Source organism: Hallella bergensis DSM 17361 (assembly GCF_000160535.1).
Classification (GTDB): domain Bacteria; phylum Bacteroidota; class Bacteroidia; order Bacteroidales; family Bacteroidaceae; genus Prevotella; species Prevotella bergensis.
In genome coordinates this window covers 215352-241282 of the sequence record NZ_GG704780.1, presented here as the reverse complement: position 1 = coordinate 241282, position 25931 = coordinate 215352, and the positions used below count along the sequence as shown (strand labels likewise).

The 25931-nt window shown below is 50.0% G+C and carries 16 protein-coding genes; 11 read left to right on the top strand and 5 right to left on the bottom strand.

All coding sequences use genetic code 11. The features are described 5' to 3' along the window. Nucleotides 1-27: 27 nt before the first annotated feature. The 5 genes from araA (at nucleotide 28) to rpiB (ending at nucleotide 7479) form a co-directional block, all read left to right on the top strand. A complete protein-coding gene (gene araA / locus HMPREF0645_RS00915; protein WP_007172905.1) occupies nucleotides 28-1572 on the top strand; it encodes an L-arabinose isomerase in 1545 nt (514 codons plus the stop codon). Nucleotides 1573-1653: 81 nt separating this feature from the next. After that, complete coding sequence (locus HMPREF0645_RS00910; protein ID WP_007172904.1) at nucleotides 1654-3252, top strand: xylulokinase; 1599 nt, start codon at nucleotides 1654-1656, stop codon at nucleotides 3250-3252. A 5-nt stretch (nucleotides 3253-3257) separates the two neighbouring features. Further along, nucleotides 3258-4835 carry an alpha-N-arabinofuranosidase gene (locus HMPREF0645_RS00905; protein ID WP_007172903.1) on the top strand — a complete coding sequence of 526 codons (1578 nt, stop codon included), beginning with the start codon at nucleotides 3258-3260 and terminating at the stop codon, nucleotides 4833-4835. A gap of 102 nt (nucleotides 4836-4937) precedes the next feature. After that, the gene (locus HMPREF0645_RS00900) at nucleotides 4938-6962 is read left to right on the top strand and encodes a transketolase family protein (RefSeq protein ID WP_044123112.1); all 2025 of its coding nucleotides are present in this window, start codon (nucleotides 4938-4940) and stop codon (nucleotides 6960-6962) included. 58 nt (nucleotides 6963-7020) lie between these two features. Beyond that, complete coding sequence (gene rpiB / locus HMPREF0645_RS00895) at nucleotides 7021-7479, top strand: ribose 5-phosphate isomerase B (protein WP_007172901.1); 459 nt, start codon at nucleotides 7021-7023, stop codon at nucleotides 7477-7479. A gap of 2 nt (nucleotides 7480-7481) precedes the next feature. Here the strand turns inward: rpiB and rhuM are convergent, their stop codons facing one another. Beyond that, nucleotides 7482-7721 carry a RhuM family protein gene (rhuM, locus tag HMPREF0645_RS14300; RefSeq protein WP_272866887.1) on the bottom strand — a complete coding sequence of 80 codons (240 nt, stop codon included), beginning with the start codon at nucleotides 7719-7721 and terminating at the stop codon, nucleotides 7482-7484. Between the two features lie 242 nt (nucleotides 7722-7963). On the opposite strand from rhuM, the gene HMPREF0645_RS00885 reads away from it, so the two are divergent. Continuing rightward, complete coding sequence (locus HMPREF0645_RS00885) at nucleotides 7964-8350, top strand: 2-amino-4-hydroxy-6-hydroxymethyldihydropteridine diphosphokinase (RefSeq protein WP_007172899.1); 387 nt, start codon at nucleotides 7964-7966, stop codon at nucleotides 8348-8350. 639 nt (nucleotides 8351-8989) lie between these two features. Here the strand turns inward: HMPREF0645_RS00885 and HMPREF0645_RS00880 are convergent. After that, on the bottom strand, nucleotides 8990-11482 hold the full coding sequence (locus tag HMPREF0645_RS00880; protein WP_007172898.1) for a BACON domain-containing protein: 2493 nt from the start codon (nucleotides 11480-11482) through the stop codon (nucleotides 8990-8992). Nucleotides 11483-11644: 162 nt separating this feature from the next. Between HMPREF0645_RS00880 and HMPREF0645_RS00875 the strand changes: the two genes are divergently transcribed. The 5 genes from HMPREF0645_RS00875 to HMPREF0645_RS00855 all read left to right on the top strand — a co-directional run bounded on the left by HMPREF0645_RS00875 (nucleotide 11645) and on the right by HMPREF0645_RS00855 (nucleotide 21690). Then, nucleotides 11645-13066 (top strand): DUF6383 domain-containing protein, encoded by a 1422-nt coding sequence (locus tag HMPREF0645_RS00875; protein WP_007172897.1) that lies wholly within the window; start codon nucleotides 11645-11647, stop codon nucleotides 13064-13066. A 302-nt stretch (nucleotides 13067-13368) separates the two neighbouring features. Beyond that, the gene (locus HMPREF0645_RS00870) at nucleotides 13369-15942 is read left to right on the top strand and encodes a zinc-dependent metalloprotease (protein ID WP_007172896.1); all 2574 of its coding nucleotides are present in this window, start codon (nucleotides 13369-13371) and stop codon (nucleotides 15940-15942) included. Nucleotides 15943-15953: 11 nt separating this feature from the next. Continuing rightward, nucleotides 15954-19022, top strand: a complete 3069-nt coding sequence (locus HMPREF0645_RS00865) for a SusC/RagA family TonB-linked outer membrane protein (protein WP_007172895.1) — start codon at nucleotides 15954-15956, stop codon at nucleotides 19020-19022. A 12-nt stretch (nucleotides 19023-19034) separates the two neighbouring features. Next, entirely contained in the window at nucleotides 19035-20798 is a 1764-nt protein-coding gene (locus HMPREF0645_RS00860) for a RagB/SusD family nutrient uptake outer membrane protein (protein ID WP_044123203.1), read from the top strand. A gap of 52 nt (nucleotides 20799-20850) precedes the next feature. Further along, a complete protein-coding gene (locus HMPREF0645_RS00855; protein WP_007172893.1) occupies nucleotides 20851-21690 on the top strand; it encodes a T9SS type A sorting domain-containing protein in 840 nt (279 codons plus the stop codon). A 785-nt stretch (nucleotides 21691-22475) separates the two neighbouring features. Here the strand turns inward: HMPREF0645_RS00855 and HMPREF0645_RS00850 are convergent. The 3 genes from HMPREF0645_RS00850 to HMPREF0645_RS00840 form a co-directional block, all read right to left on the bottom strand. After that, complete coding sequence (locus HMPREF0645_RS00850; protein WP_044123109.1) at nucleotides 22476-23237, bottom strand: hypothetical protein; 762 nt, start codon at nucleotides 23235-23237, stop codon at nucleotides 22476-22478. Between the two features lie 7 nt (nucleotides 23238-23244). Continuing rightward, nucleotides 23245-24504, bottom strand: coding sequence for a rhamnogalacturonan acetylesterase (locus HMPREF0645_RS00845; protein WP_007172891.1), 1260 nt, complete (start codon nucleotides 24502-24504; stop codon nucleotides 23245-23247). Between the two features lie 71 nt (nucleotides 24505-24575). Further along, nucleotides 24576-25916 (bottom strand): rhamnogalacturonidase, encoded by a 1341-nt coding sequence (locus tag HMPREF0645_RS00840; RefSeq protein WP_044123108.1) that lies wholly within the window; start codon nucleotides 25914-25916, stop codon nucleotides 24576-24578. Nucleotides 25917-25931: the final 15 nt, after the last annotated feature.

The following is a 25931-nucleotide window of genomic DNA, read 5'->3' as shown; positions in this document are numbered from 1 at the left end:
ACGATGGGACAATAAACTTATTTAACTATGATTGAAGCATTCAAAGATTATGAAATTTGGTTTGTAACAGGTGCACAGCTCCTTTACGGAGGTGATGCAGTTGTGCAGGTAAACGGACATTCAAAGGAAATGGTGGAGGGTATGAACAACTCAGGGTCTCTCCCCATCAAAGTGGTATATGCAGGAACGGCCAACAGTTCTGTGGAAGTAGCCGACATCATGTCTCGCGCCAATAATGACAAGAAATGTGTTGGCGTCATCTGCTGGATGCATACATTCTCGCCGGCAAAGATGTGGATCAAGGGAATGCAAATACTCCGCAAGCCATTACTCCACTTCCATACACAGTATAATGAAAAGATTCCGTTCGAAACCATCGACATGGACTTCATGAACTTGAATCAAAGTGCACATGGCGACCGCGAATATGCCCATATCCTCACCCGTCTGCGCAAACCCCGCAAGACGGTTATCGGCTATTGGAAAGACAAGAAGACCTTGGAGCGCATTGCCGTCTGGTCTCGCGTTTGTGCCGGTGTTGCCGATGCACAAGACTGTCTCATCATTCGTTTCGGTGACCAAATGAACAACGTAGCCGTTACAGATGGCGACAAGGTTGCCTTCGAGCAGGTTCTTGGATACCATGTAGACTATGTGCAGTTCTCCACCGTCCTCACTTTCTTCAACAAGGTCAAGGATGAGGATGTTACCGCCCTCGTCAAGGATGTCTATTTCAAGGAATACAGCGTTACCGACGACTTGAAGGATGAAAATTCAGAAGGCTACAGAAAAATTTGGAATGCAGCCAAGACCGAACTCACTCTTCGTGCCGTACTGAAACATTATGGTGCCAAAGGCTTCACGACGAACTTTGACGACCTCGGCGACGAGAATGTAGAAGAAACCGGCCATGGTTTTGACCAGATACCCGGACTTGCCTCACAGCGTCTCATGAGCGAGGGCTACGGCTTTGGTGCCGAAGGCGACTGGAAAGACGCAGCCTTGCTCCGCACAACCTGGTTCATGAGTCAGGGTCTTGAAGGTGGAACCTCGTTCGTTGAGGACTATACGCTAAACTTTGATGGCGACAACACTTCCATCATGGAGTCACACATGCTGGAAATCAACCCCGACATCGCAGAAGAGAAACCGCGTCTGGAGGTGCACTTCCTCGGCATTGGCATTCGGAAGACCCCAACCGCACGCTTGGTGTTTACCGCTAAGCAGGGACATGGCATCGCTGCAACCATTGTCGATCTTGGAAACCGTTTCCGACTGATAACCAACGATGTCAACTTAATCAAGAGCAAGCCTCTGCCCAAGCTTCCCGTTGCCTCTGCCCTGTGGATTCCCGAGCCCACTTTCGAGGTTGGCGTGGGATGCTGGATGAATGCCGGCGGCACCCACCACTCCTGTCTCAGCATGTCGCTGACCAGCGAGTATTGGCGTGATTTTGCAGAGATTGCTGACATTGAGGCCTGCATCATCAACAAGGATACCGACTATGAGCAGTTCCGCAAGGAGCTTCGTTGGAACGAGATATACTACATGCTCAACAAGTCTTTAAGATAACATCATAGGTGCGGGGGAAAGCCGTTGGCTTTCTCCCACCCCTGTTTTTTCACACTACCTAAAATAATTAAGGATAAGACTATGGATGCAAAAACAACCATCGAGACTGGCAGAGCTGTGCTGGGCATTGAGTTTGGCTCCACCCGTATCAAGGCTGTCCTGATCGACCAGGAAAACAAACCCATTGCACAAGGAAACCATACTTGGGAAAACCAATTGGTGGACGGACTTTGGACCTATAGCATCGAGGCGATCTGGGCAGGACTTCAAGATTGCTATGCTGCCCTTCGTGCAGATGTCAGAAAACAATACAACACCGAACTCGAAAACCTTGCTGCCATCGGGGTCAGTGCCATGATGCACGGCTACATGGCTTTCAACAAGAAGCAGGAAATTCTCGTCCCCTTCCGCACTTGGCGCAACACCAACACCGGCAAGGCCGCCGAAGAACTCTCCGAACTCTTCGCGTTCAACATTCCGTTGCGTTGGAGCATATCACATTTATATCAGGCTATTCTGAATGGCGAGAATCATGTCAAAGACATCGATTACCTCACCACGCTTGCCGGTTATATTCACTGGCAGCTCACAGGAGAGAAGGTACTGGGCATTGGCGATGCTTCGGGTATGATTCCAATCGACCCCGAGACCAAAAACTATGATGCAACCATGGTCGAAAAGTTCGATAACCTCGTTGAACCCAAGGGATACGGGTGGAAGTTGAACGACATTCTTCCCAAGGTTTTGGTTGCCGGTGAAAATGCCGGAACATTAACCGAGGACGGAGCCAAACGTCTTGATGTTTCCGGACATCTCAAGGCCGGCACACCCGTCTGTCCACCCGAGGGCGATGCCGGTACAGGCATGACCGCTACCAATGCTGTGAAACAGCGCACCGGCAACGTCTCTGCCGGAACATCTTCATTCTCCATGATTGTACTGGAGAAAAACCTGTCCCGACCTTATCGTGTTATTGATGTCGTCACTACGCCCGACGGCAGTGCCGTGGCCATGGTACACTGCAACAATTGCACATCGGAAATCAACGACTGGGTAAATCTATTCAAGCAGTTTCAGGAACTGATGGGCTGCAAGGTCGACCTCAACAAGTTATACACCAACCTCTTCGAAGCAGCCCTGAACGGGGATGCCGACTGTGGAGGCTTGCTGTCCTACAACTATGTATCGGGAGAACCTGTTACAGATATGGACGAGGGACGCCCGCTCTTTATCCGCGCTGCCAACGACAAATTTAACTTGGCAAACTTCATGCGCAGCCAACTCTATGCTGCCATCGCCGTACTGAAGATCGGCAACGACGTGTTGTTCAAGGAAGAGAAAGTCAATGTCGACCGCATCACCGGCCACGGCGGCTACTTCAAGACTGCAGGAGTAGGTCAACGTTTCCTGGCCGCAGCCCTCAACTCTCCCATTTCGGTCATGGAGACTGCCGGCGAGGGCGGTGCATGGGGAATAGCCCTGCTCGCCTCCTACTTGGTCAACAAGGACGACGGACAATCCCTGCCCGACTTCCTCGACCATCATGTCTTTGAGGGTAACACGGGGGTGGAAGTTAAACCCACCGCCGAAGATGTTGCAGGGTTCAACAAATATATCGAAAGTTACACGAAAGGCCTTGCCATCGAAAAGGCAGCCGTTCGGTTTAAGAATGCCAATTAATATTTATGCAAATGAAGAATCTTATCACAACGTTCATCTTGTCCGCAGCAGCCTTTCTGCCGGCGAATGCCCAAGACGCTACTGCCACGATTCATGTCAACGAAGGAAAGAACAAGATCAACAAGGAAATCTACGGTCAGTTTGCCGAACACCTCGGTACGTGTATATACGGTGGACTGTGGGTTGGTCCACAGTCCAACATCCCCAACACCCAAGGCTATCGCAATGATGTTCTTCAGGCGCTCAAAGCCCTGAAGATACCCGTGCTGCGCTGGCCCGGTGGCTGCTTTGCCGACGAATATCACTGGATGGACGGTATCGGCCCTGCCGAGAAGCGACCCAAAATGCAAAACAACAACTGGGGAGGCACCATTGAGGACAATTCCTTTGGCACACATGAATTCCTAAACCTTTGCGAACTTCTTGGCACGCAGCCCTATATCAGCGGAAATATTGGCAGCGGTTCGGTTGAGGAATTGGCCAAATGGGTGGAATACATGACCAGCGACGGTGAAACGCCCATGGCCAAGCTGCGTCGGCAGAATGGACGCGAGAAAGCATGGAAAGTGAAATACCTCGGTGTGGGCAACGAGAGTTGGGGATGCGGTGGCAACATGCGCCCCGAATACTATGCCGACCTCTTCCGCCGCTACGCTGTGTATTGCCGGAATTACGACGGCAACCACCTCTACAAGATTGCGTCGGGCGCAAGCGACTACGACTACAACTGGACACAGGTCCTGATGGACAACGTGGGACACCACATGAACGGACTTTCCCTCCACTATTACACCGTGAAAAGCTGGAGTAGCAGCAAAGGCTCTGCCACCAATTTCAATGAAAAGGAATACTATTGGACCATCGGAAAATGTCTCCAAATAGAGGATGTCATCAAGAAACACAGCGACATCATGGACAAGAAAGACCCGGACAAACGTATTGGTCTGCTTGTTGACGAATGGGGAACATGGTGGGACGAGGAACCGGGAACCATCCGCGGGCATCTCTACCAGCAGAATACCATGCGCGATGCTATGGTGGCTGCACTCTCACTCAACGTTTTCCAAAGACACGCTGACCGCATCAAGATGGCCAACATCGCACAGATCGCCAACGTTCTGCAAAGCATGATTCTAACCGATACCAAGGGACAGGGCCACATGGTACTCACCCCCACCTACTATGTTTTCAAAATGTATCAGGACTTCCAGGAAGCCACCCATTTGCCAATGGATGTCAAGGTGGACTCGATGAGCGTAGAGGGTGGACACATGCACAACATGACTGACGGCAAGATACCCATGGTATCTATTTCGGCAGCGAAGAAAGCCGACGGCTCTGTCTTCGTGTCCTTGGCAAACACCAGTTTAGACAAAACCCAGGAAGTGGTGCTGAACCTTGATGGCGCTCAAGCAAAAACTGCCGTTGGCAACATATTGACAAGCAAGAAGGTTGACGATTACAACGACTTCGACAATCCGAACAAAATACAACTGGCCGATTTCAAGGGCGCCAAGGTGAAAAAGAACAAGGTAACCGTCAAACTTCCGGCCATGTCTATCGTCACCCTAAACATCAGGTAGTCGCCCTGCTTCACACGCAAAATGCGAGACAAACTCGCCGGAGAAGTCAGACTTCTGAACCTTGACATATCACATAATCAAAAACCAATTAACAGTATAAAAATGAACGATATTAAAATAATGAACCGTGCAGCCGACAACATTCGCATTCTGGCTGCTTCTATGGTTGAAAAAGCTAAATCAGGTCACCCCGGTGGTGCAATGGGAGGAGCCGACTTTATCAATGTGCTCTTCTCTGAATACCTTGTCTACGATCCCGAAGATCCCAAGTGGACCGGCCGCGACCGCTTCTTCCTCGACCCGGGACACATGAGCCCCATGCTCTATGCCGGTCTGACGCTTCGCGGCTTCTTCTCCATGGACGACCTGAAGCAGTTCCGCCAGTGGGATTCTATCACGCCCGGACACCCGGAGCTTGACATTATGCATGGCATCGAAAACTCGTCAGGCCCTCTCGGTCAGGGACATGCCATGGCCGCCGGTGCTGCGATTGCTGAGAAATTCTTAGAGGCACGCTTGGGCAAGACCATGATGCAGCATAAGATCTATGCCTATATCAGCGACGGTGGTGTTCAGGAGGAAATCTCCCAAGGTGTAGGCCGCATTGCCGGCAACCTTGGTTTGAACAACCTCATCATGTTCTATGACTCCAACGACATCCAGCTGTCTACAGAGACCAAGGTTGTCATGAACGAAAACACCAAGGCAAAATACGAAGCTTGGAACTGGCATGTCATTGAAATCAACGGCAACGACGTAGCCGAAATCCGCAAGGCTCTGGATGCCGCACTCAAGGAAGAATCGCGTCCTACCCTCATCATCGGCAAAACGATAATGGCCAAGGGTGCCCTGATGGCCGACGGCGCAAGCTACGAAGGCAACCTCAAGACTCATGGCGCACCGCTTGGTGGCGACGCCTATATCAAGACCGTCACAAGTCTTGGTGGCAATCATGAGGATGCCTTTGTCATTTTCGACGAAGTCGAGGATCTCTATTGTGCCCGTCGTGAAGAACTCAAAAAGATTGTTGCCGCCCGCAAGGCTGAAGAGGCAGAATGGCGCAAGAACAATGCCGAAAAGTCGGCACTGATGGACGAGTGGTTCTCGGGCAAGGCTCCCAAGATTGACTGGAGCAAAGTGACACAGAAGCCGAACGATGCCACACGTTCTGCAAGCGCTGCTTGTCTCGGCGTATTGGCTGAGCAGGTACCCAATATGATTTGTGCCTCTGCCGACCTTTCCAACTCCGACAAGACCGACGGATTCCTAAAGAAAACCCACAACCTGACAAGAGGAGACTTCAGCGGTGCATTCTTCCAAGCCGGCGTGAGCGAGCTGACCATGGCTGATATGTGTATCGGCATGATGCTCCATGGTGGAGTGATTGCTGCCTGCGGCACCTTCTTCGTGTTCTCCGACTATATGAAGCCTGCCGTTCGTCTGGCTGCCCTGATGCAGGTTCCCGTCAAGTTTATCTGGACCCATGATGCGTTCCGTGTAGGCGAGGATGGCCCGACCCATGAACCCGTTGAGCAGGAGGCACAAATCCGCCTGATGGAGAAGATGAAAAACCATGCCGGTCAAGACAGTGTACGCGTGTTCCGCCCTGCCGACGCAGAGGAAACAACGGTTTGCTGGAAGCTCGCCATGGAAAACACAGATACTCCTACAGCCCTGATCTTCTCACGCCAGGCTATTGCCAACCTTCCTGAAGGCAACGACTATGAGCAGGCCGCCAAGGGCGCCTACATCGTGGCTGGATCCGATGAAAATCCCGATGTCATCCTCGTGGCAAGCGGTTCAGAGGTGTCCACGCTGGAGTCCGGCACCGAGGCTTTGCGCAAGGACGGCATCAAGGTGCGCGTTGTCAGTGCCCCGTCAGAGGGATTGTTCCGTTCACAGAGCGAAGCCTACCAGGAGAGTGTACTGCCGTTTGCCGTTAAGAAGTTCGGCATGACGGCCGGCTTGCCCGTCACGTTAGAGGGCTTGGTGGGCATCGGCCCCAACAGCAAGATTTTCGGCATGCCAAGTTTTGGTTTCTCGGCTCCTTACAAGGTGCTTGACGAAAAACTTGGATATACCGGAGAGAATGTGTACAACCAAGTAAAAGATTTTTTGAAGAAATAAATTCATGTGGGCAGGAGCATACACACCCCATACTCCTGCCCGTAAACAATACCCAACCATGGAAGTCAAAACAATAGGATTGGCAAGCGATCATGCTGGCTTTGCCTTGAAACAATTTGTGAAAGACTATCTCGACGAGAAAGGCATACCCTACAAGGATTTTGGAGCTTACACCGACGAGAGTTGCGACTATGCTGACTTTGCCCATCCATTGGCGCGAGCCGTCGAGGCCAACGAAGTGTATCCGGGTATTGCCATTTGTGGCTCCGGCGAAGGAATCAGCATCACGCTTAACAAGCATCAGGGAATACGTGCGGCCTTGGCATGGATTCCAGACATTGCCCATCTCGCACGCCAACACAACAATGCCAACGTGCTTGTTATGCCCGGTCGTTTCATCGACAACGACACGGCACGCAAAGTGATGGACGAGTTCCTCTCCACCGATTTTGATGGTGGCCGTCATCAACGCCGCATCGATAAAATACCGATGGATTCTTGTCAGAAAAAGGATTGATTCTATCTATTCGGCATCAGGTGTGCCAAGTATGATTGATTGGAGACGGGCGCTTCACTCGTCTCCTTTTTTGTCATTGCAGATTTATATTTCCAGTTAAGACAAACTGTACTTATCGGTGATACACAAAACTTGAAGCGGGTGCCTTGTTGTGACTTGACGCGGTACCCCACGGAGATAATCACATCGAGGTTGTAGTACTTTAAAGACTTGTTTGAATTTGCAATGTGCAATTTTTGCACATTATTATTTTCATCGAGTTCTCCTTCCTCGAAAATGTTATTCCAACGAAGCCTAAACGCTGTTGGGTCAGGTTACATGTTTATTTACAAAAATACAACATTGTCATGTTGTATCCAAAACAACAAATGGATATTTTGGGCAAATCTGGTAAATTAGTTTCAACAAGCCATGTACATGATTCTTTTGTTTTTTTGCTAACTTTGCTCTCGTATCAGCCCAACCGACAAAACCCACTTAAAAAATGAACAAATATTCTGTCATCCTATGCCTTGGCTCTAATGTTGACCAAGCTGACCATATCGACTATGCCCGAAGAATTTTATCCGAAAGGTTCGACAACGTGCGTTTAACACGCAACCTGTGGACCGAACCTGTCGGGCCATCGCCGGCCCGATATCTCAACTGTTTGGCAGCTTTTGACACCAAACTTTCTTACTCAGACCTGAACAGCATGCTCAAAGGCATTGAACGGGAAATGGGGCGCAACGCGGAAGATAAGGCCGAGCATCTGGTGAAGATCGATATCGACATCCTGAAATATGACCACACCCCGTATCACTTGCAGGACTGGGAACGCAGCTATGTAAAACAACTCATGAAAGAGATAAGAGGGAACTATAATTCGTAATTCATAATTCAAAATTCACAATTTGGCTGCGCGTTGAGCAAGTTGATGCAAAGGAAACGGTGGATGGTTAATTGTGAAAAATGAAGAGTGAAAAGTGAAGAGATAAGAGTGAAGAATCACCGCGCAGCTAATTGTGAATTTTGAATTATGAATTTTGAATTGTAATTACATTTGTTGCTCCATATTTCGTTTATTTGGAAAACAATTCCCCCGTGCTCTGAAATTTGAGAAATTTGCGTAATTCGTAGTTTGCTATTAATCAGCCGTTTAGCAGAGTAATCTTTGAGAGCCTCATTTTTACTTCCATGGTTGCATATGGAATCGCAACGCGGTTAGGTCCCCGTTGCACGGCGACAAGGCCCGCGTCGCACCGCCACCAAGTTCTAATCGCATGGCCACGAGACTGCAATCGCAAAGCCTTCAGTATTTTTCGCTCATGCCGTCACTTTTTGGTCATGAAAACATGGCGCATTTCTCGCTGGATGATCAAAAAACAAACACTGAAATTTGGTAATTCTATTTTACATGATCAGCCCTTGAAAGAAGAACACTGCAAATGCTTGGCCCAATAAAAAAGCCCCTCAATCGAGGAGCTTTTCTTTTTATCGGCCATAGCCATGGCAAAACATAGTGTCCAAATTATTTCACCACAACCTTACGAACCGCTGTCTTGCCTTGGGCATCGACTGTCTTCACGATGTAGAGTCCCTTAGGCATGGTATCGAGTGACGTGCCGACCTGAATGCCGTCGAGCGTATAGACCGCAACTACCCGGGCATCGTTTCCGGCCACAGTGTTGATGCCAGTGGCAATCTGCATGGTCACAGGGGCCGACGGGGAAGACTCACCAAGCGAGCTGACCGCAGTCACAGTGTAGACATTGTCACCCTTGGCCGGAGCTTCATCAACGAAAGATGGAGTCTTTGTCGTGCCGAGCAACTTCCCGTTGCGGTAGACATTGTAGCCCGTGAGTTGCAGCGCACCGGCACCATAGATTTCGATGTTGTCGACCATCCAGTCGTAAGACAGACCCAACGGGTTTGCCGGATCGAGAGGCTTGTCGAACGCGTGGAAGCGAATCCTCATGCGGTCGGAAGCATATTCGGTCAGGTCGAACACCACCTCCATATATTTGTTTCTCACCTCACTGCCACCGAGACTGCGCACCTCGGCCAACACTTTCCATGTTGCACCGTCGTCCGAACTTACCTCCACATTATATTCCTGTGGGTTTTTCGCAGCGTAGAGCCCCATGCCCTTGTGACACGACTGGAACACGAGCGTGGTGGCATTGTTGAGCGTGGGCGACGTGAGTGTCTCGTCCTGATGCGCGTCATCCCATGCCGACCACAGTGCGGCACTGTAATTGCCCTCATAGGCCTTGTAAGCATTAGATTTCGGTTGCCAGTGCCAACCACGGGTACCTAAGTTTTTCAGTTCCCAGCCGTTGGGGTTGGCCGTGTTCTCGAAGTCCTCGGTGAGAATCTTTTTGCCCACCGGCACAGGACTCCAGGTAAGGCTGACGCCCTGACTGCTCTGCTCGGCCTTGAGTCCACTTGGTTCAGAGAGCACGCTCGACTTCTGAACAACGGAAAACTGTTTCGACAGTCCGCTGCCTCCCTTGTCTGAAATGGTGATGACGGCCGTGCGGCTCTGTGTGGCCGTATTGTTGCTGTTGGCCACAAGCGAGAGTGTTGCCGAACCGGCTGTCCCCTCTGTCATTGACGGCGTGATCCATTCGGGCACACCGCTCACCGTCCAGTCCACATCGGATGCCACCGTAATGCTGCCCGCACTGCCCTCTGCTCCGCCAAGCGTAATGGCCGTCTCGGACAAGACAATGCGGTTGCCGGTCTCTTCGAGGGTGAACGAGATTGTCTCGCCACAGGCCGACACATTGCTGATGGCAAAGTTAGCCTCCGTTCCATCGGAATAAAACGGCTTCAGTTCCGCAGTGCCGCCAAACTTGGTGCGGCCGCTCTCCTGGCTGAAAGCAGCCTTGTTGATATCGCCGTCGGCTGTCATGGTTCCGCCGGGACGGAACACATAGGTCTCGTCGAACACCGTCTTGCCGTTATAGTTCACGTTGCCGCCCGTGGCTTTCGGGTTAATGCGGTACACAATCAATCCGCTCTCGGGAATGGCAGTGTCGAACAGTCCCTTCTTTCTGTACTCCACCACAAAATACTCGTCGTTGCCGACAGGCTGAATCTTGTAGGCAATGTTCTCACGTGTCGGACCGTTCACAGGGTTCAGGGTGTAGGTGCCCGGCTTGGAGATTGTGGGAATTTCGTCCACCCACTTACAATATTTCATTTTGGTGAAGACAGTCATCTGCTGGGGCTCGTTGCCCTGGTTGGACATCAGGTCCCACGAACCCACGGGATTGTTATTGTCGTTGACATGATAGAGGTCGTAGGTTCCCAACGAATGGGAGCTTTCATGACAAATCAAACCCAGACTGAGAGGCAATGGCCGGAACCCGGAACCATAGCCATTGGCCTCGTCGAACACCATGAGATAGCCCACGAAGCGCTTGCCGCGGATATAAATCTCCTTGCCGGGGCCGGTGATCAGATCCATACGCTTGGGCCAGAACAGTTTTTTGGCACTGATGTCTGAGTTGCCGCTGAACACGATAGCGAGATTGTCGACAAACCCATCGCCGTCGGCATCGATCACCATGTCTTCCGGAATATTCTCGTCTAAGTAGCCTGCCACCTCCTTGGCCAAAGCCTGCAGGCGGGCGGCAGCCTCGATATCAGTCTTATAGCCGTAATCGTTGATGTTGGCAACATATGGCTCGTACCACTCACGTGGGAACTTCGAGCGATACGACATCACCTTGTCACCCTTCGGAGTCGGAAAGAACTGACTGCGCCAGGAGAGTTGTCCGTAGGACGACACCTTGAAATAGTTGAACATCGAGACAGCGCCCTCTCTATCATCGTTGAATATCTGCTGATATTCGGAGAAAGGCTTGTTGAACACATCGTCCGCGCTTTCATCATTAAAGCGAACAAAACACACCAAATTGGATAAATCGCCCTTGTTTGTCGTTCCTGCCGTCAACCTCGCAGAGGGCAGTAAAAACAGTAAGGCGAAAAAGAACAGAAAGTAAGTTTTCTTCATAAATAGTTGTTTAGAATATGATAAAATTTTCACTACACTTACATAATCGTGATAAAATTATCATTTATTTTTCAAAATCCGTACTTTATTTCGAAATATTTAATATATTTGCAGAAATCATTCAGTGATTATTCATTTATTACCTTTTTAAAAACATTGAATATGAGAAAACTATTACTTTCATTCGCAGCCATGGTATGTTGCATCAGCGCTTCGGCCCAAGACACACCCAGCATCACCCTCAAAGCGCCAGTAAACATCAAACCGCTCAAACTGGGCATTGCCACCAGTGTTGACGTAGACAACCTCATGATAGACTGGGGTGACGGCAACATGCAAAAAGCTCCCGCCATCGCCGCCGATGATGGCTGGCAGACGACCACTCCGGTTTACGGCTTCGCTGTGGGCACTGGCGAAGTGAAAATTTACTGCGACAAAATCACCGTATTCGATTGCGGCTACAGTAAGTACGTAAAACTGCCCACCGGTGAAACGGAGGGTGCTAAAATAACCGATCTGGATGTGTCCAACCTGCCCACCCTGCAATATCTTTATGCGCCTACCAACGAACTGACGACCATTGATCTCTCCAAGAACACAGAATTGGTGGAAGTGGAGTTGAGCAACAATATGTTTGAAAATATTGACCTTTCAGGCAATACCAAACTAAAAACCCTCACGTTAACCAACAACAAGATCTCCTCCATAGACCTGAGCAAGAACACAGAGCTTACCAAAATCAATATTAACCAGAATCCTATCCATGTTGTGGATTTCACAGCCAACAACAACTTGAAATCCATCTATGTGCTGAACTGTGGTTTGACTGACGTGAAGTTTGGCAACAACAGCACTCCGAGATTGTATCTCAGCCTGAACAACAACAAACTCGCCACATTGGATGTCTCCATGCTGACCGGACTCGAGACGCTGAATGTAAACAATAACCAGCTCACCAAAGTGATATTCAGCGCATCCACCGCCAGGCTTAAGACTTTCAACGTCATGAACAACCGGTTTACGCTCGCCACCCTTCCCGTGCCCGGCAACGTTTCCCGTTTCAACTACGCTCCGCAGCAACCCATAGAGGTGGAAAAGACGTATAAAACCGGTGACGTGCTCGACCTCTCGGCACAAAACAACATCAAGGGTATTCTCGATGCTCCCGTGCCTACCCAATACACGCTTAAACCCTTATCAGGGGATGATCTTGTAGAAGGAACTGACTACACTATCAATGAGGGTAAGATTACCTTCCTCACCACGTCGACCGACTCGGTGTATGTGAGTATGTCTACCGAGGCTTTCCCAAAGTTCAGTAGCGTCAAGGCCATGAAAACCACACCGTTTGTTATCACCACCACACAGGGCATCAAGACCCTGGGCGAGGATGCCGTGACGGTAACGGCCAACAATGGCGTGCTCTGCGTGAAGGGCATGAATGGCGCAACGGTGACCGTATTCGATGTTACCGGCAAGACTACAGCCACGCTGAAAGTCAATGGCAACGAGGCTTCTGTCCGGCTGCCACGTGGTCTCTACCTTGTTAAGACTGGAGACAAGACCGTGAAGGTGATGCTGTAAGGCATCGCCGGATGATCTTTAACATCGTATGATTCCCGTCAGGGAACGAACTGTTTTATAATTGAGTAGGAGATAAACACAAATTGTGGGTGTTCATCTCCTACTCGATTACGTTTGGTCGGGGCGTGCTTTCGATGTGAAAGTATAAAAATTTCATTCAGATACAAAAAATGCAAGAATATTTATTACCTTTGCAACAGATTATATAAAGTGGAGAAAGTATATGTTGATGACCGTTTCTACAGGCGGAAACTTGTTACCTTTTCTAATGATATGATGATTCAGAAAAAGTTAAATATAGTATGAAGTATTTTTTATCTGCAATGATATTGATGACCCTCACAATGGGTTATACACAACCGACGTTTGCAAAGAAAAAGAAGAAAGCGCTCAAGTCCCTGATGCAAAACAAAGACTCGCTGTCTAAGAACGACTATTCCAAGATTGTGAAAGACGGTGTGAAGAAAAAGGGACTGTTCACCGTTATCTATAAAGCCAAGGACAAAAAGCTCTACTTTGAGATTCCCGATTCGGCTTTCAGCAAGGTCTATATGCTCTCCAATCGCATTGCCTCGACGAGCAACACCAAAGACTATGTGGCCGGACAGATGGTGAACCGACCAATGGTGATCAAACTGAGCAAGGACGAACGCTCGGTGTATATGCATCTGGTACAGTCGAACAACATTGTTGACTCCGACGATCCCATATCGGCTTCGTTCGACCGCAACTTCGTAAACCCCATTCTCAAAGGCTTTAAGATTGTGGCCGAGAATGGAAAGAACGTGGTTATTGACGTAAGCGCCTTCTTCGGAACCAACGAGGCATCGCTCAGTCCCATCAAGAAAGATAGTCCCATAGCCAAACTTCTCGGCGGTGGCAACTCGCTCAAGGGCACCTACGTGGCTGATGCTTCGGGCCTGAACGAGGTAAAGGCTTTCGAGAAAAACATCGAAATCAAAACCACACTCTCGTTTACCCTCACAGGCGGATTGGTGTCGGAGCCTTATTCCGTACAGATGCACCGATCATTCTTCGTGCTGCCCGACGATCCGATGCCCAAGCGGTATCAGGACAACCGTGTTGGGTATTTCTCGGAACTGCAAAACATCTACAGCTCGAACAAGGATCGCGTGACCCAGCGCGAGTTTATTGACCGTTGGCGACTTGAGCCGAAAGATGAGGATCGCGCCAGCTACTTCAGTGGTAAATTGGTGGAGCCAAAGAAGAAAATCGTGTTCTACGTAGACTCAGCCTTTCCTGAGAAATGGCGTGAGACGATTAAGGAGGGTATCTTGGTATGGAATACAGCTTTCGAGGCTGCCGGGTTTAAAAATGCCGTGGAAGTGCGCGACTACCCCGCCAATGATTCTGTATTCGACCCCGACGACATGCGCTACAACTGTTTCAAATATGCCACCACGTCCGTTCCCAATGCTATGGGACCCAGCCACTGCGATCCCCGCACGGGCGAGATACTGTGTGCTGACGTGCTGTGGTATCACAATATCTTGTCACTGCTCCACAACTGGCGATTTATCCAGACAGGTGCCGTGGATCCCCGCGTGCGCAAGAGTGTGTTTGATGATGACGAGATGCGCGAGTCGATTAAGTATGCAGCCTCACACGAGATAGGCCACACGCTTGGACTGATGCACAACATGGGTGCCAGCTACGCTTTTCCCGTAGACTCCCTGCGCAGCCCGTCGTTCACGCAAAAATACGGCACGACACCAAGCATTATGGACTACGCGCGCAACAACTATGTGGCTCAGCCGGGCGACATGGAACGAGGCGTGCACTTGCTGCCGCCTGCCATCGGCGTATACGACATTTATGCCATCAACTGGGGCTATCGTCTGATCGAGGGCGCAAAGACTCCTAAGGACGAAAAGAAGATACTCGACCAATGGATTGCAGCCAAGGCAGGCGACCCGATGTATGAATTTGGCGCTCAGCAGTTCCTGGGTATCATCGACCCCACTGACCTCACCGAGGACCTCGGAGACGATCACGTGAAGGCTGGCAACTTGGGTATCAGCAATATGAAAATCGTGATGAAGAATCTCCTCGACTGGACGATGGAAAAGGGAGAGCGCTACGACCATACGGAGAGTGTATATAAAGAGGTAACCCGACAATACAGTCGTTACATTGGTCATGTTATCCCGCTCGTAGGAGGTATTGAATATAAAGAGGTAAGACAGGGAGACAACCAAGCGGCTGCTCGACGATTCATTCCCCGCAAACAACAGAAGGAAGCGATGCTATGGCTCCTCAACCAAGCCCGTACCTACGACTCATGGCTCACACCGGCCAACGTCATTAATAAGCTGGAGGTAGACATGAACGTCAATGACAAGATACGGAAAACCATCGTAGGCTCTTTGCTCAACGGAGCTACGCTCTATCGCATCAAAGACGGTGGACTTTACAACCCCTCCCTCAACTATCCCATTGATAACTATCTCAATGATTTAACCAATGCACTGTTCATCGCACCTAAGGGCGGACGACTGAGCATTGCCGAACAGAAACTACAGACAGCTGCCATTGAGCAAATGATTAAGGCTTCGGGATTGGAGAAAAGCTCAGCGAAGAGCTCTTCGTCTTCAAAGTTGGCCATCGACGAGTTCTGGAACGACGTTATGTCTCCTACCTCGGCATGTGGGCACAACCATGGGAATCAAAGTTTCTCACGCATTAACCTGGGCTCCGCCGCCCTCCCACAGAGTGAACTTGGAGCCATCATGTTTGGTCGTCTAAAGGTCGTGCTGGCCAAATACCGTGCCTACCGCGGCAGTGCCACTGGCAGCACACGCGATTTCTACAACTATCAGATATTCCTTATCGAACGACTGTTGTCTAACAAATAATTCATTCCAACATGAGAACCCATAAGATTGTAGCATCACTCCTCATCCTCCTGGCTCTTGCCATCAACGCCCTTGCACAGTCGGGCAACATGGTCAAGGGAACAGTGGTCGACAACGGCGGAGAACCGGTTATCGGCGCACAGGTAAGATGGAAAGATACGAAGATAATCACAGTGACGAATATTGATGGTGAGTTTTCCATCCCCCGCGATACCAAAGTCAAAACGTTGGTCATTTCCTACATTGGCTACAAGACGCAGGAACTGACCGTGAAGGGCTCCACCGTGCAGGTGACAATGGAAGACGATGCCCAAAGTCTCGACGAATTAGTGGTGGTGGGCTATGGCATACAGAAGAAGTCGTCTATCACCGGATCGGTTGAAACCGTGAAGGCCGAAGACCTGCTCATGGTGCCCACAACCAACCTCGACCAGTCTCTCCAAGGTCAGGTAGCCGGATTGCAGGTGATGCAGTCTACCGGAGACCCGAGTACGGCACGCGAGGCTGCCATGAGTATCCGTGGTATCAACAGTGCCCCATTGCTTGTTATCGATGGTGTGCCTCGTTTTGGCACCAATACCTCTGACGGTGAGACTCGCCTGTCGGATCTTAACCCCGACGACATTGAGAGCATCACAGTGCTCAAGGATGCCGCTGCAGCAGCCGTTTACGGTGCCCGTGCGGCAAATGGCGTAATTCTCGTGCAAACCAAGCGCGCCAAAGACAATGGCAAAATCAAGATAGACTATCGCGGACAGTACAACCTCCAGCAGGCTACGCGTCTGCCCGAGTTCCTCGATGCCTACGAGTTTGCCAAATTGCGCAATACAGCTGTCGCCAACTCCCCGGCCACAACGGTGGAACCCTATACTGACGAGCAGCTTGAGCAGATACGCACCCACTCCAACCCCAATGTTTACGGGAACGAGAGTATTCTCGACTATCTTGACAAGACCGGATTTTCTACCACACACAGTATGTCGGCATCAGGTGGTAATGAGTTTGTGAGGTATTATTTATCATTTGGCTATGCCGACAGCAAAGGACTCTACAGTGGGGTTAAGCGCGACCGACTGAACTACAGTGGGAAGCTTGACGCGACCCTCGCCAAGGGACTCACACTCTCGCTCGACTACATTGGCTCAAACTCTACGAGCAAAAACAGCAGCTACACCACCGTTGATGCGGCCTACGCCTTCTCCCCCGTGCAAGTACTGCGCTTTACCGATGGCAGCTTAGCCAGCGCCAACGGCAATAACCCGCTCATCAATATCTATGGATTAGGAGGCTATATCAAGGACAACAGCCGAAACTCTACCATTAATGCACGGCTTACCTACGAAGTGCCGTTCCTCAAAGGACTTTCCGTATACGCAAGCGGTACGTTCGACGACAACCACCGCATCGAAACGAAGTTCGACAAACCTGTAACGCTGTACTTGTATGACGAGAAGGCCAATACATTCTCCGCAGACCGTAACACGCTATACCCTTCAGCCAAGGTAACACAGGGACAGACCGATCGATTCTTCACAAGTCAGCTCTATGAATTAGGGCTCAACTTTAACAAGACCTTTGCAAAGAAACACGATGTCGGTGCTACGCTGGTCGCCAACTATCAGAGGCTGCACAACCAAGTAATGGAAGGTGTGAACCTTGATAAGAGTAGTTTCCCGGAGACCATTGGTGTGGCAAAAGATGCCAAACTCAACGGCGACGAAAGCATCAACGAGCGTGCGTCGCTCATTGGGCGTCTGAGTTACGGCTATGGCTACAAGTATTTTGCCGAGTTTAGTTTTCGCCTTGATGGCTCCACCAACTTTTCCCCCGACAACCGCTGGGGATTCTTCCCCTCACTGTCGGCCTCTTGGGTACTCTCCAATGAGGAATTCTTCAAGAAATGGAATCAGAAGGCTCTTTCCAACGTGAAGTTCCGTGCCTCTACCGGATGGCTCGGCAACGACGGATGGGTAGGTTCCTACTCTTATCTGACCAACTATATGGAGACGTCCAACTATGGCTACAGTTTCGGAGGCTCCTACCGTCCGGGGCTCGTACTCAACGGATTTCCCAACGCAGACCTAACATGGGGCAAGACCCACGATTACAACTTCGGCACCGACCTGGGGTTCTGGGATGGTCGCATTGGTCTGACCTTTGAATATTACATTCGCTATGAGACTGACAAGATAACCGCAGCCCCCGAATATCTCTTCCCGCCATCGACGGGTGCCAACGGCAGCGTGCCCAGCATGAACTTCAGCAAACTCAAAGCTTGGGGCTGGGATCTCACACTCTCACACCGTAACACGATCCGGAAGTTTAAGTACAACATTGCCGCCTCATTAGCCAAGAACAATGACGAATACCTTGACTTCGGAGACGAGAGTGCACAGCTGCCCAACCTCCGACGCAAGGGTATGAGCAGCATGGTGTGGACCATGTACCAGGCCGACGGACTCTTCCAATCGGAAGAAGAGATCAGAAATCACAAGCTCGACCAAGACGGTCAGGGCAACGTTACACTCGCTCCGGGCGATATCAGATACGTCGATCTGAATGACGATGGTAAGCTCGACAGTAACGACAAGACCTATGTGAAGAACTCGTCGCTGCCCGACTTCGACTTCAGCGTACGTCTCGGCGCCTCCTACAAGGGATTCTTCATCAATGCCATGTTCCAAGGTGAAAGCGGATACAAGCAAAACCTGCGCGACATGTACACCTTGGACAACGGTACACTGCAGAAGTTCCAACGCTATCACCTCACCGACTCGTGGACTCCTGAAAATCCCAACGCCAAGTATCCTCGTATCAAGTTTGCAACCACCAATGACAACAACCGATTGCCATCCACATTCTGGATACAGAACTGTAACTTCCTCCGCTTAAAAATGCTCAACATGGGCTACCAGTTCCCTGCATCTATGCTGAAAAAGCTCTCTGTCAGGTCGATGAGCATAGCTCTCCAAGGCAGCAACCTGTTCACTTGGTCTACACTCAAGAACATGGACCCCGAATCGCTGCGCGGATACCCCATCCAGCGAAGCTACGGTGTAACTCTGAATGTTGGATTTTAAATGATGAAAAATATGACACTCAACAATCTTAAGAAATATATCTTCGGTGGACTGATTGCCGTCTCGATGTCTGCCCTATTGTCTTGCGACAACATTTTTAAGGATGCACCGATCAACAAGATCTCCGAGACCGAAGTTTGGCAAAATCCCATGATGCTCGACGAATATGTCAACTCGTGGTATCGTGACATAGGCTCGGGCTTCAAAACCTTTGTGCCCAGCATAGGCTTGGTGAAAAGCGCATCCAAATACTATCTGCCCTGGTTTGGCGACCAGATTAGCGTAGGCAAAACAGACTGGTTCAATGCCGGCTACGGCGACCTGCTCAAAGGCAGCGAACTCGAAATAACCAATTGGGCAAGATACAACTGGAACTCGTATTTCACGCAGATACAAGCCATTAACAAGTTGTTTGAAAACAAAGCAAACATTGCAGACGGAGAACAAAAGACACGCATACTGGGTGAGGCTCATTTCCTCCGTGGATACTACTATTATATCCTCTGGCGTCTCCATGGTGGCGTGATGATCATTGACCACACCTACAACCCACTGATCAAAGCCGAGAAGTTCCCGCGCGCCTCCTATCAGCAGATGGTGGACTTCATCGTCAGCGAGGCTGATGAGGCCGCCCGATCACTGCCGGAGAAAAATGTGTCCGCCAATGCGGGAAGAGCCACCAAGGGAACTGCACTCATGCTCAAGGCCAAGGCTTACCTCTGGGCTTCGAGCGAAGTGTTCCAAAACAAGCCCGACTCACTCAACTACCTTGGATTCACCGGCGATAACTCTCGCGAAATGTTGGGTAAGGCCAAGGCCGCCTATGAAGAACTCATGGCTTTGGGAGTATATAAGCTCCTCCCCATTGCAGCTACTACACAGGACGGCATACGCGATGAGTACCGTCAAATCTTCCTTACGAAAAACAGCGACGAATCTATCTTCGAGATTCAACACTCTGATGACGGCGACTATGCCACAAAATATGGGCATACCCTCGACCGCGATGCTGCATCGCCGTTCTTCACCGGAATCACTGCCGCCTATACGCCCACGCAAAACCACGTCGACGAATATGGAATGCGCAACGGTGCTGTCTATAATCCCAAACAACCCTACGACAACCGCGACTACCGCTTCTATGCCAACGTACTCTATGACGGGTGCACCTATCGCAACCACGTCATGGACATCCACTATACCAACAATGTAGCAGGAGTTGACCTCACCAAATATGGCACCTCCACCAGTGCTTCCGTCACACGCACCGGCTATTACCTCGGAAAATTTGTCGACCCAACCCAGACGATTGACGACAACAAAACCAAAGCCAGCAATCAGAACTACATCATCTGGCGATATGCCGAAGTGCTGCTCGACTATGCTGAAGTGCTCTACCGTCTGGGCGACACCGCAGGAGCATTGAGTCAAGTGAACAAAATACGCAGCCGTGTACACATGGACGAGCTGGGAAGTCTCACGTGGGAACAATTGGTCAATGAGCGTCGCGTAGAGATGGCTTTCGAGGAGACTACCTACTGGGACTTCTTCCGCTGGGGCATCGCCGAGAAGAAACTCAACGGCAAAACCAATCCGCTCAAAGCCATGCGCGTGGATCTCAAGAGCAACGGCACCTACACCTACAAGGTGAGCAACCTTAATCGCTTCCCGGGGCGCATACGCAAGTTTGATGCCAAGCAGTATTACCTGCCCATCCCCTGGAACGAAGTGAAATATCATGGCGTAAAACAAAATCCAGATTGGACGGAAGTGTAATACTTTCGTCCGTCCATAGACATCAATAATAACACTATAAAAATAAAAGAATATGAAGCATATATTTACTTTAGCACTGATGGCCTTCTGCATGACAACAGGCCTGCACGCCCAAGAGTACAACATGTTCAATCCCTCCGACTGTGATGCCGAAGGTTGGTTGTGGTTCAACACCCAGGCCAAGGTAGACAAATACGTGGGACTCATCGATGAGGACGAGGCAGCCGTAAACACAGAGGGCGCACTCATACAGATGGTCTACTCCAACGTTTCACCCGAATTCCCACCTACAACTGTTGATGCTGATATCATGGGTTATGGCACCGATGGCGAACTCGGCACCGAAGGTGCCCTCAAAGGTGCCATCATTCTGCCACCCGCTACTGGCTTCATGAACTACAACGGTGGTGCTGTGTTGGTACGTATGCCGTCATGCTCCTCATTTGCCGTATGTGTGTCATCTCCGGGCCAAGTTTCCATGAAACTTTTCGCCTCCACCGATATCCAAATTGACAAGTTTGGTTTAGTCGTAGGCTACGCCGCCGGGTTTAATCCTTTCGCACGTGCCGGCGTGACCAAAGTAACAGGATTGGAAAACAAGGCCAATGCCGATACAGGCAACTCTTTTAAGAGCGACACACCGAAATACGCCTTGTTGCGCAACGGTACCAGCAAAACCATCTTCGTTCACGGCTTCAAGATTACCACTCCGAGACCTGAATCCACAGGCATCCAGGAGGTATCCACTAACAGTAACATGAAAGCTGATGTTTACACCGCAGATGGAACATTGGTAGCCACAAAGGTGTCGAACGCCCAACTCTCCACGCTGAAAAAAGGACTCTACGTGGTTAGACGTGGCAAAGACGTCAAGAAGATGATCGTAAAATAACAGATGGTTTAAAAACAATATCAATTCAGACAAAAGTCCGGGCAGCACTGCACGGACTTTTTTTTAATCTTAAGTCATGCTATCGCAACAATAGGCAGGTATCCAGCAGCCACGGTGTCACATTGTTCCATACCACTCGTAGGGTCATGATTGTTCGCGGTCCATCATGATGGATGTATGGGCGGAGCGTGATGAATCACGCCCCTACGGTTGCCGCCCCTATCCCCATCCCCGCTTCTTAAGCATGAAGATAAGATAAATATATTGACAAAACACCTTCTCATTTTCGATGATTTGAAAATCAGGTTGCGTTCGTTCAAAATACGTAAGATTAGCAGCGTTTTGTAAATGCCTGACCGTCAGTCTCTTTAAAAAACCAGCACTTCATCTCCTGTTTTTTCACTCGCGATTACATATCGAACGGCATGACGGAAAGGCCACAATCGCAGTGCGACTGAGGCTTTTCCACATTGCCACTAAGGCCTAATCGGACGATGAAAAGGCAGCCATCGCGACAGCCTTACACTTTTTTTTCAGAACAGGCTCTGTCGTGCCAAAAAAAGATGGCGCTTTTCTCTCTATATGACTAAAAAACAATGTTCCAAAATCAGTAATTATATTTTACGGTTTTGAATAGGACAAATACTCAAAGTCGTATCCTCACAACTTCCTGTCGTGATCGTCAGGATACTTGTCGGACGGTAGCATCGTCTTGGCCGATAGCTGAGAAGTTATTTTTTTTAGTATCCAAAGTTAAAGGCCAGGCAGTTGCATGTGAACACACCTCACTTGATTTTCTGCAGAAAGTCCACCTCCACGATTCTCAGTTCTGTTTTTCCTTTAGCAGTAATCATTCGGTCGAGCTCACCGGTGGCACCACCGGCCAACTCCTTCACCTCCCCAAATTTGTTGCTGTTCTGGCTTGGTCCGAGCATTTTGATGGTGATCCGGCCACTCTTAACCGCCTTGGGGATATCGATGTGCACATAGCCAAGCGTAGCATAGGTGATGCCTTCCCACACTTTTTGATGGTCTGCATAGATGGCCAAGGGATAAACCTTGTTTCTCCATCCCGTCAGTTTGATTGCGATTTCATCTACTCGTGCATTCTCCGTCAGGTTGAATGTGGCCCATGCATTTTCCTTGCTACCATCACTCTTCCACTCCGTACGCTCGTTGTCGTTAATGGCTTTTCCTGCATCGGCCTTGTTGGAACCCACCTGAACCGACTTCACTTGGATCGTGCGGCGGACGTCCTGGTACGACGGTGTGAGTGGTGTTTCGCCACGATCAAGATTAAGTGGGAGCCTCATACCCGGTGCGTAGGTGCTCAGTCCGTCTTTGCAATCGACGACAGCTGTCGTCAACTCCGTAACAACAGGGCGCAACCCATCTGCCACAGCTGTCAATGAGATAGTTCCCGGCGTTACGGTTGACCGCACCAAAACGCGGTTGACACCACATTCCACAGGCAGGCTCAACGCCCGAATGTAGTTGTCGAAATTGGATGTCGTGGCAGGACCATGTTTGTTAGTCGTAAACTGCACCCGATATTCAATTGCCGTCGGGTTTGATAATCTCGTAAACCGGGGCATCGTACCATTTGAAGGTTCTCCAGTCGTCGGGTTGTGCCGGGCTGTAATCCCTCCAGTCGCTGCGAAGGTTGTGAACCATCGGCAAACCAAGCTCCTTCATGCCCATCACAACCATCTTGCTGATCTCGTAGGCACCATAGGGATTAAAATGGGTGTTGTCGGCCAACGCCTTGTCCTGTCCCGGAAAAGTGTTGGCAGGATAGTGAACCAGTGCCCGCTTGCTGTCTTCACTGCCGAGTGTTTCAAAAAAAGTGCGGGTCATGTCGTGGAGTTCGATCAGCGGCACGCGCTCACGACGGGCAACCGTACGCATGGCATCGGGGTAATCGCCATGGGTTTCGACAATCTTGCCGTTCTCAAAACGGCGACGCTGGGTCGGGGTGACGAATACAATGTGTCCACCTCGGCGACGAACCTGGTCGATAAACTTCTTCAAGTTATACGAGAAGTTGTACCAAGCACCGGCGCCGGCGCTTTTTTCCTTTTGGTCATTATGGCCAAATTCACAAAACACATAGTCGCCCTCCTTCATCATGGCCAGCACCTTGTCCAAACGGTTGGAGGCCAGGAAAGAGCCTGCCGTGAGTCCACTTTCCGCATGATTGGATATAGCCACGCCGCTGTCAAACCACCGGGGAATCATCTGCCCCCAGCTGGCCCATGGCTCCCGATTCTGGTCCACAACCGTGGAGTTGCCACAGAGAAAGATCGTCAGTGCCTTGTCGTCCCGTTCTATTTTGATATTCCTTACGGCAGGAGCAGGTCCGTTAAACTCGAGTGTCAAGCGGTCGTCCCAATTCATGTAGTCCTTCTCACGCTCCTTGATTCTCACGTTTTGTTTCTCCGAAATATAGGGCGTACGCTTGTTCACAATAAAGGTGTAGGTCCTGTACTCTCCCTTCCGTGTGGGCGTGGCTTCAACAAAAAGTCTTCGGTTTTCCGCACGCACAACCGTGTTGGCTACTTTTCGCTTGCTGCCAAGGGTCACCGTCACCTTATAATTACCGTCGGGCACTTTGACAGAGAAAAATGCCGGACCCGCAAACACGGTCTTCAGTTCTTTGGCCGTAGGCGCTTTTGCATAGGCAAGCATGTCCCAACCATATCTTTTGCCCTCTTCGTATTTGGGTTGGGGCTGTGTCAAGTCGAAATCAAAGTCTTGAGCGTTGGCTGCAAGCAGACCCGTGATGAAGAATACAAATAATAGAAAACGTTTCATCGTTGATATATGAATAGGTATGATGACATGATAGTCCTGCGATGACTCCTTGCTGGAAGCAAGCGATCAATTTACTTTTTCTTTGGCGTGTTCTTCTGCTTCACTCCGTTGATCACAACATTCTTGACGGACGTGTTTTCAATCACTTCTGGATTAAACGCATTTTTCTTGTCTTGCACATCAATGTTCTCAAAAGTGAAATCCTTTAGGGCATATTTGTCCGATGTACCTACATCAAAGAAGTTGCGGCAAGTCATGTTGATATTCCTCATCACAATGTTATTGCCTTGCGACAGGGTCATATCCTCGCGCTCTTGCTTGTTATAAAACTGAGTCCATGGACGTATGACAAGGAAGGAGTTGGTCTTTCCCGTGATGTTTTCCACGGTGACATATTCATAGTGCTGGGGAGTGTCCGGTCGCATCTTGAGCCACAACACACGGTTGACATCGTCGCAAACAATGTCTCGAAGGATAATGTTGTGGTCTTTCAGACTTTCAGAACCCAAGGTGAGACAGCCGTGCACCCGACCATAATGACAATTCTGGATAATCACGTTAGCGTTGGGACCGTTGTTGGGATCCTTGTCAGCAAACGTTCCCTTGCCACCTTTCATGGCGATGGCGTCGTCGTTCACGTTCATATAGCAACCATGAATCAGCACGTCATGGCAGACGTCGATGTCTATGGCATCCGTGCTGGGGCCCTTCACACCCTCTGTAGACGAGTAAATGAAACAGTTGAGGTATTTCACCCGTTCGCTCTTGTAGAGATGGTTGGTCCAGAACGGACTGTTCATGAGTTTGACGTTTTGCACGGTCACATTCTTGGAGTTGGAAATATAGACCAGCCGGGGGCGCTGTTCATCCTTGTTGGTGCATGCCCTGTTCCACTCCCTTCTTATCCAGAACTGTCGCCAATAATGGTATCCATTGCCATCGATGGTGCCCGGTCCGGCGATCACGAAGCCATCAAAGTTGTCCACATTCACCAAGGCCGTAAAATATTTGCAAGTCTCACCTTCTATCCGCGTCTCCTTGATAGCAAAGTTCTCCACGCGGTCGGAGCCCTTCAGTTTGCCTCCTTCCTCGACGAGAAGGTTGGTTCCCTGTTTGAAAAACAAACTTCCGGAAAGAAAAGTGCCACGCGGAATGACAATCACGCCTCCACCCTCTTGCGCACATCTGTCAATAACAGCCTGCAAAGCTTTAGTCTGAACAATTGTGGAATCTGACTTGACTCCATATTCGGTCACTACGTATCGCTTACCCAACGAGGTCACATCGACATAACTTGTGTCAGCAAACCACGCATCGATCTGGGTGCCATCAGGCCACAACTGCTGCTTGGGTTTGGCTTCAATACTCAGGCATAGCATGAGCAACAGGGTTAGCGAAAACATTCGTCTCATTTTACTCCATAAGTT

Excerpts from the sequence above, each read along its gene's own strand:
- araA (WP_007172905.1), top strand. The coding sequence starts at position 28 with ATGATTGAAGCATTCAAAGATTATGAAATTTGGTTTGTAACAGGTGCA.
- HMPREF0645_RS00910 (WP_007172904.1), top strand. The coding sequence starts at position 1,654 with ATGGATGCAAAAACAACCATCGAGACTGGCAGAGCTGTGCTGGGCATT.
- HMPREF0645_RS00905 (WP_007172903.1), top strand. The coding sequence starts at position 3,258 with ATGCAAATGAAGAATCTTATCACAACGTTCATCTTGTCCGCAGCAGCC.
- HMPREF0645_RS00900 (WP_044123112.1), top strand. The coding sequence starts at position 4,938 with ATGAACGATATTAAAATAATGAACCGTGCAGCCGACAACATTCGCATT.
- rpiB (WP_007172901.1), top strand. The coding sequence starts at position 7,021 with ATGGAAGTCAAAACAATAGGATTGGCAAGCGATCATGCTGGCTTTGCC.
- HMPREF0645_RS00885 (WP_007172899.1), top strand. The coding sequence starts at position 7,964 with ATGAACAAATATTCTGTCATCCTATGCCTTGGCTCTAATGTTGACCAA.
- HMPREF0645_RS00880 (WP_007172898.1), bottom strand. The coding sequence starts at position 11,482 with ATGAAGAAAACTTACTTTCTGTTCTTTTTCGCCTTACTGTTTTTACTG.
- HMPREF0645_RS00875 (WP_007172897.1), top strand. The coding sequence starts at position 11,645 with ATGAGAAAACTATTACTTTCATTCGCAGCCATGGTATGTTGCATCAGC.
- HMPREF0645_RS00870 (WP_007172896.1), top strand. The coding sequence starts at position 13,369 with ATGAAGTATTTTTTATCTGCAATGATATTGATGACCCTCACAATGGGT.
- HMPREF0645_RS00865 (WP_007172895.1), top strand. The coding sequence starts at position 15,954 with ATGAGAACCCATAAGATTGTAGCATCACTCCTCATCCTCCTGGCTCTT.
- HMPREF0645_RS00860 (WP_044123203.1), top strand. The coding sequence starts at position 19,035 with ATGACACTCAACAATCTTAAGAAATATATCTTCGGTGGACTGATTGCC.
- HMPREF0645_RS00855 (WP_007172893.1), top strand. The coding sequence starts at position 20,851 with ATGAAGCATATATTTACTTTAGCACTGATGGCCTTCTGCATGACAACA.
- HMPREF0645_RS00845 (WP_007172891.1), bottom strand. The coding sequence starts at position 24,504 with ATGAAACGTTTTCTATTATTTGTATTCTTCATCACGGGTCTGCTTGCA.
- HMPREF0645_RS00840 (WP_044123108.1), bottom strand. The coding sequence starts at position 25,916 with ATGAGACGAATGTTTTCGCTAACCCTGTTGCTCATGCTATGCCTGAGT.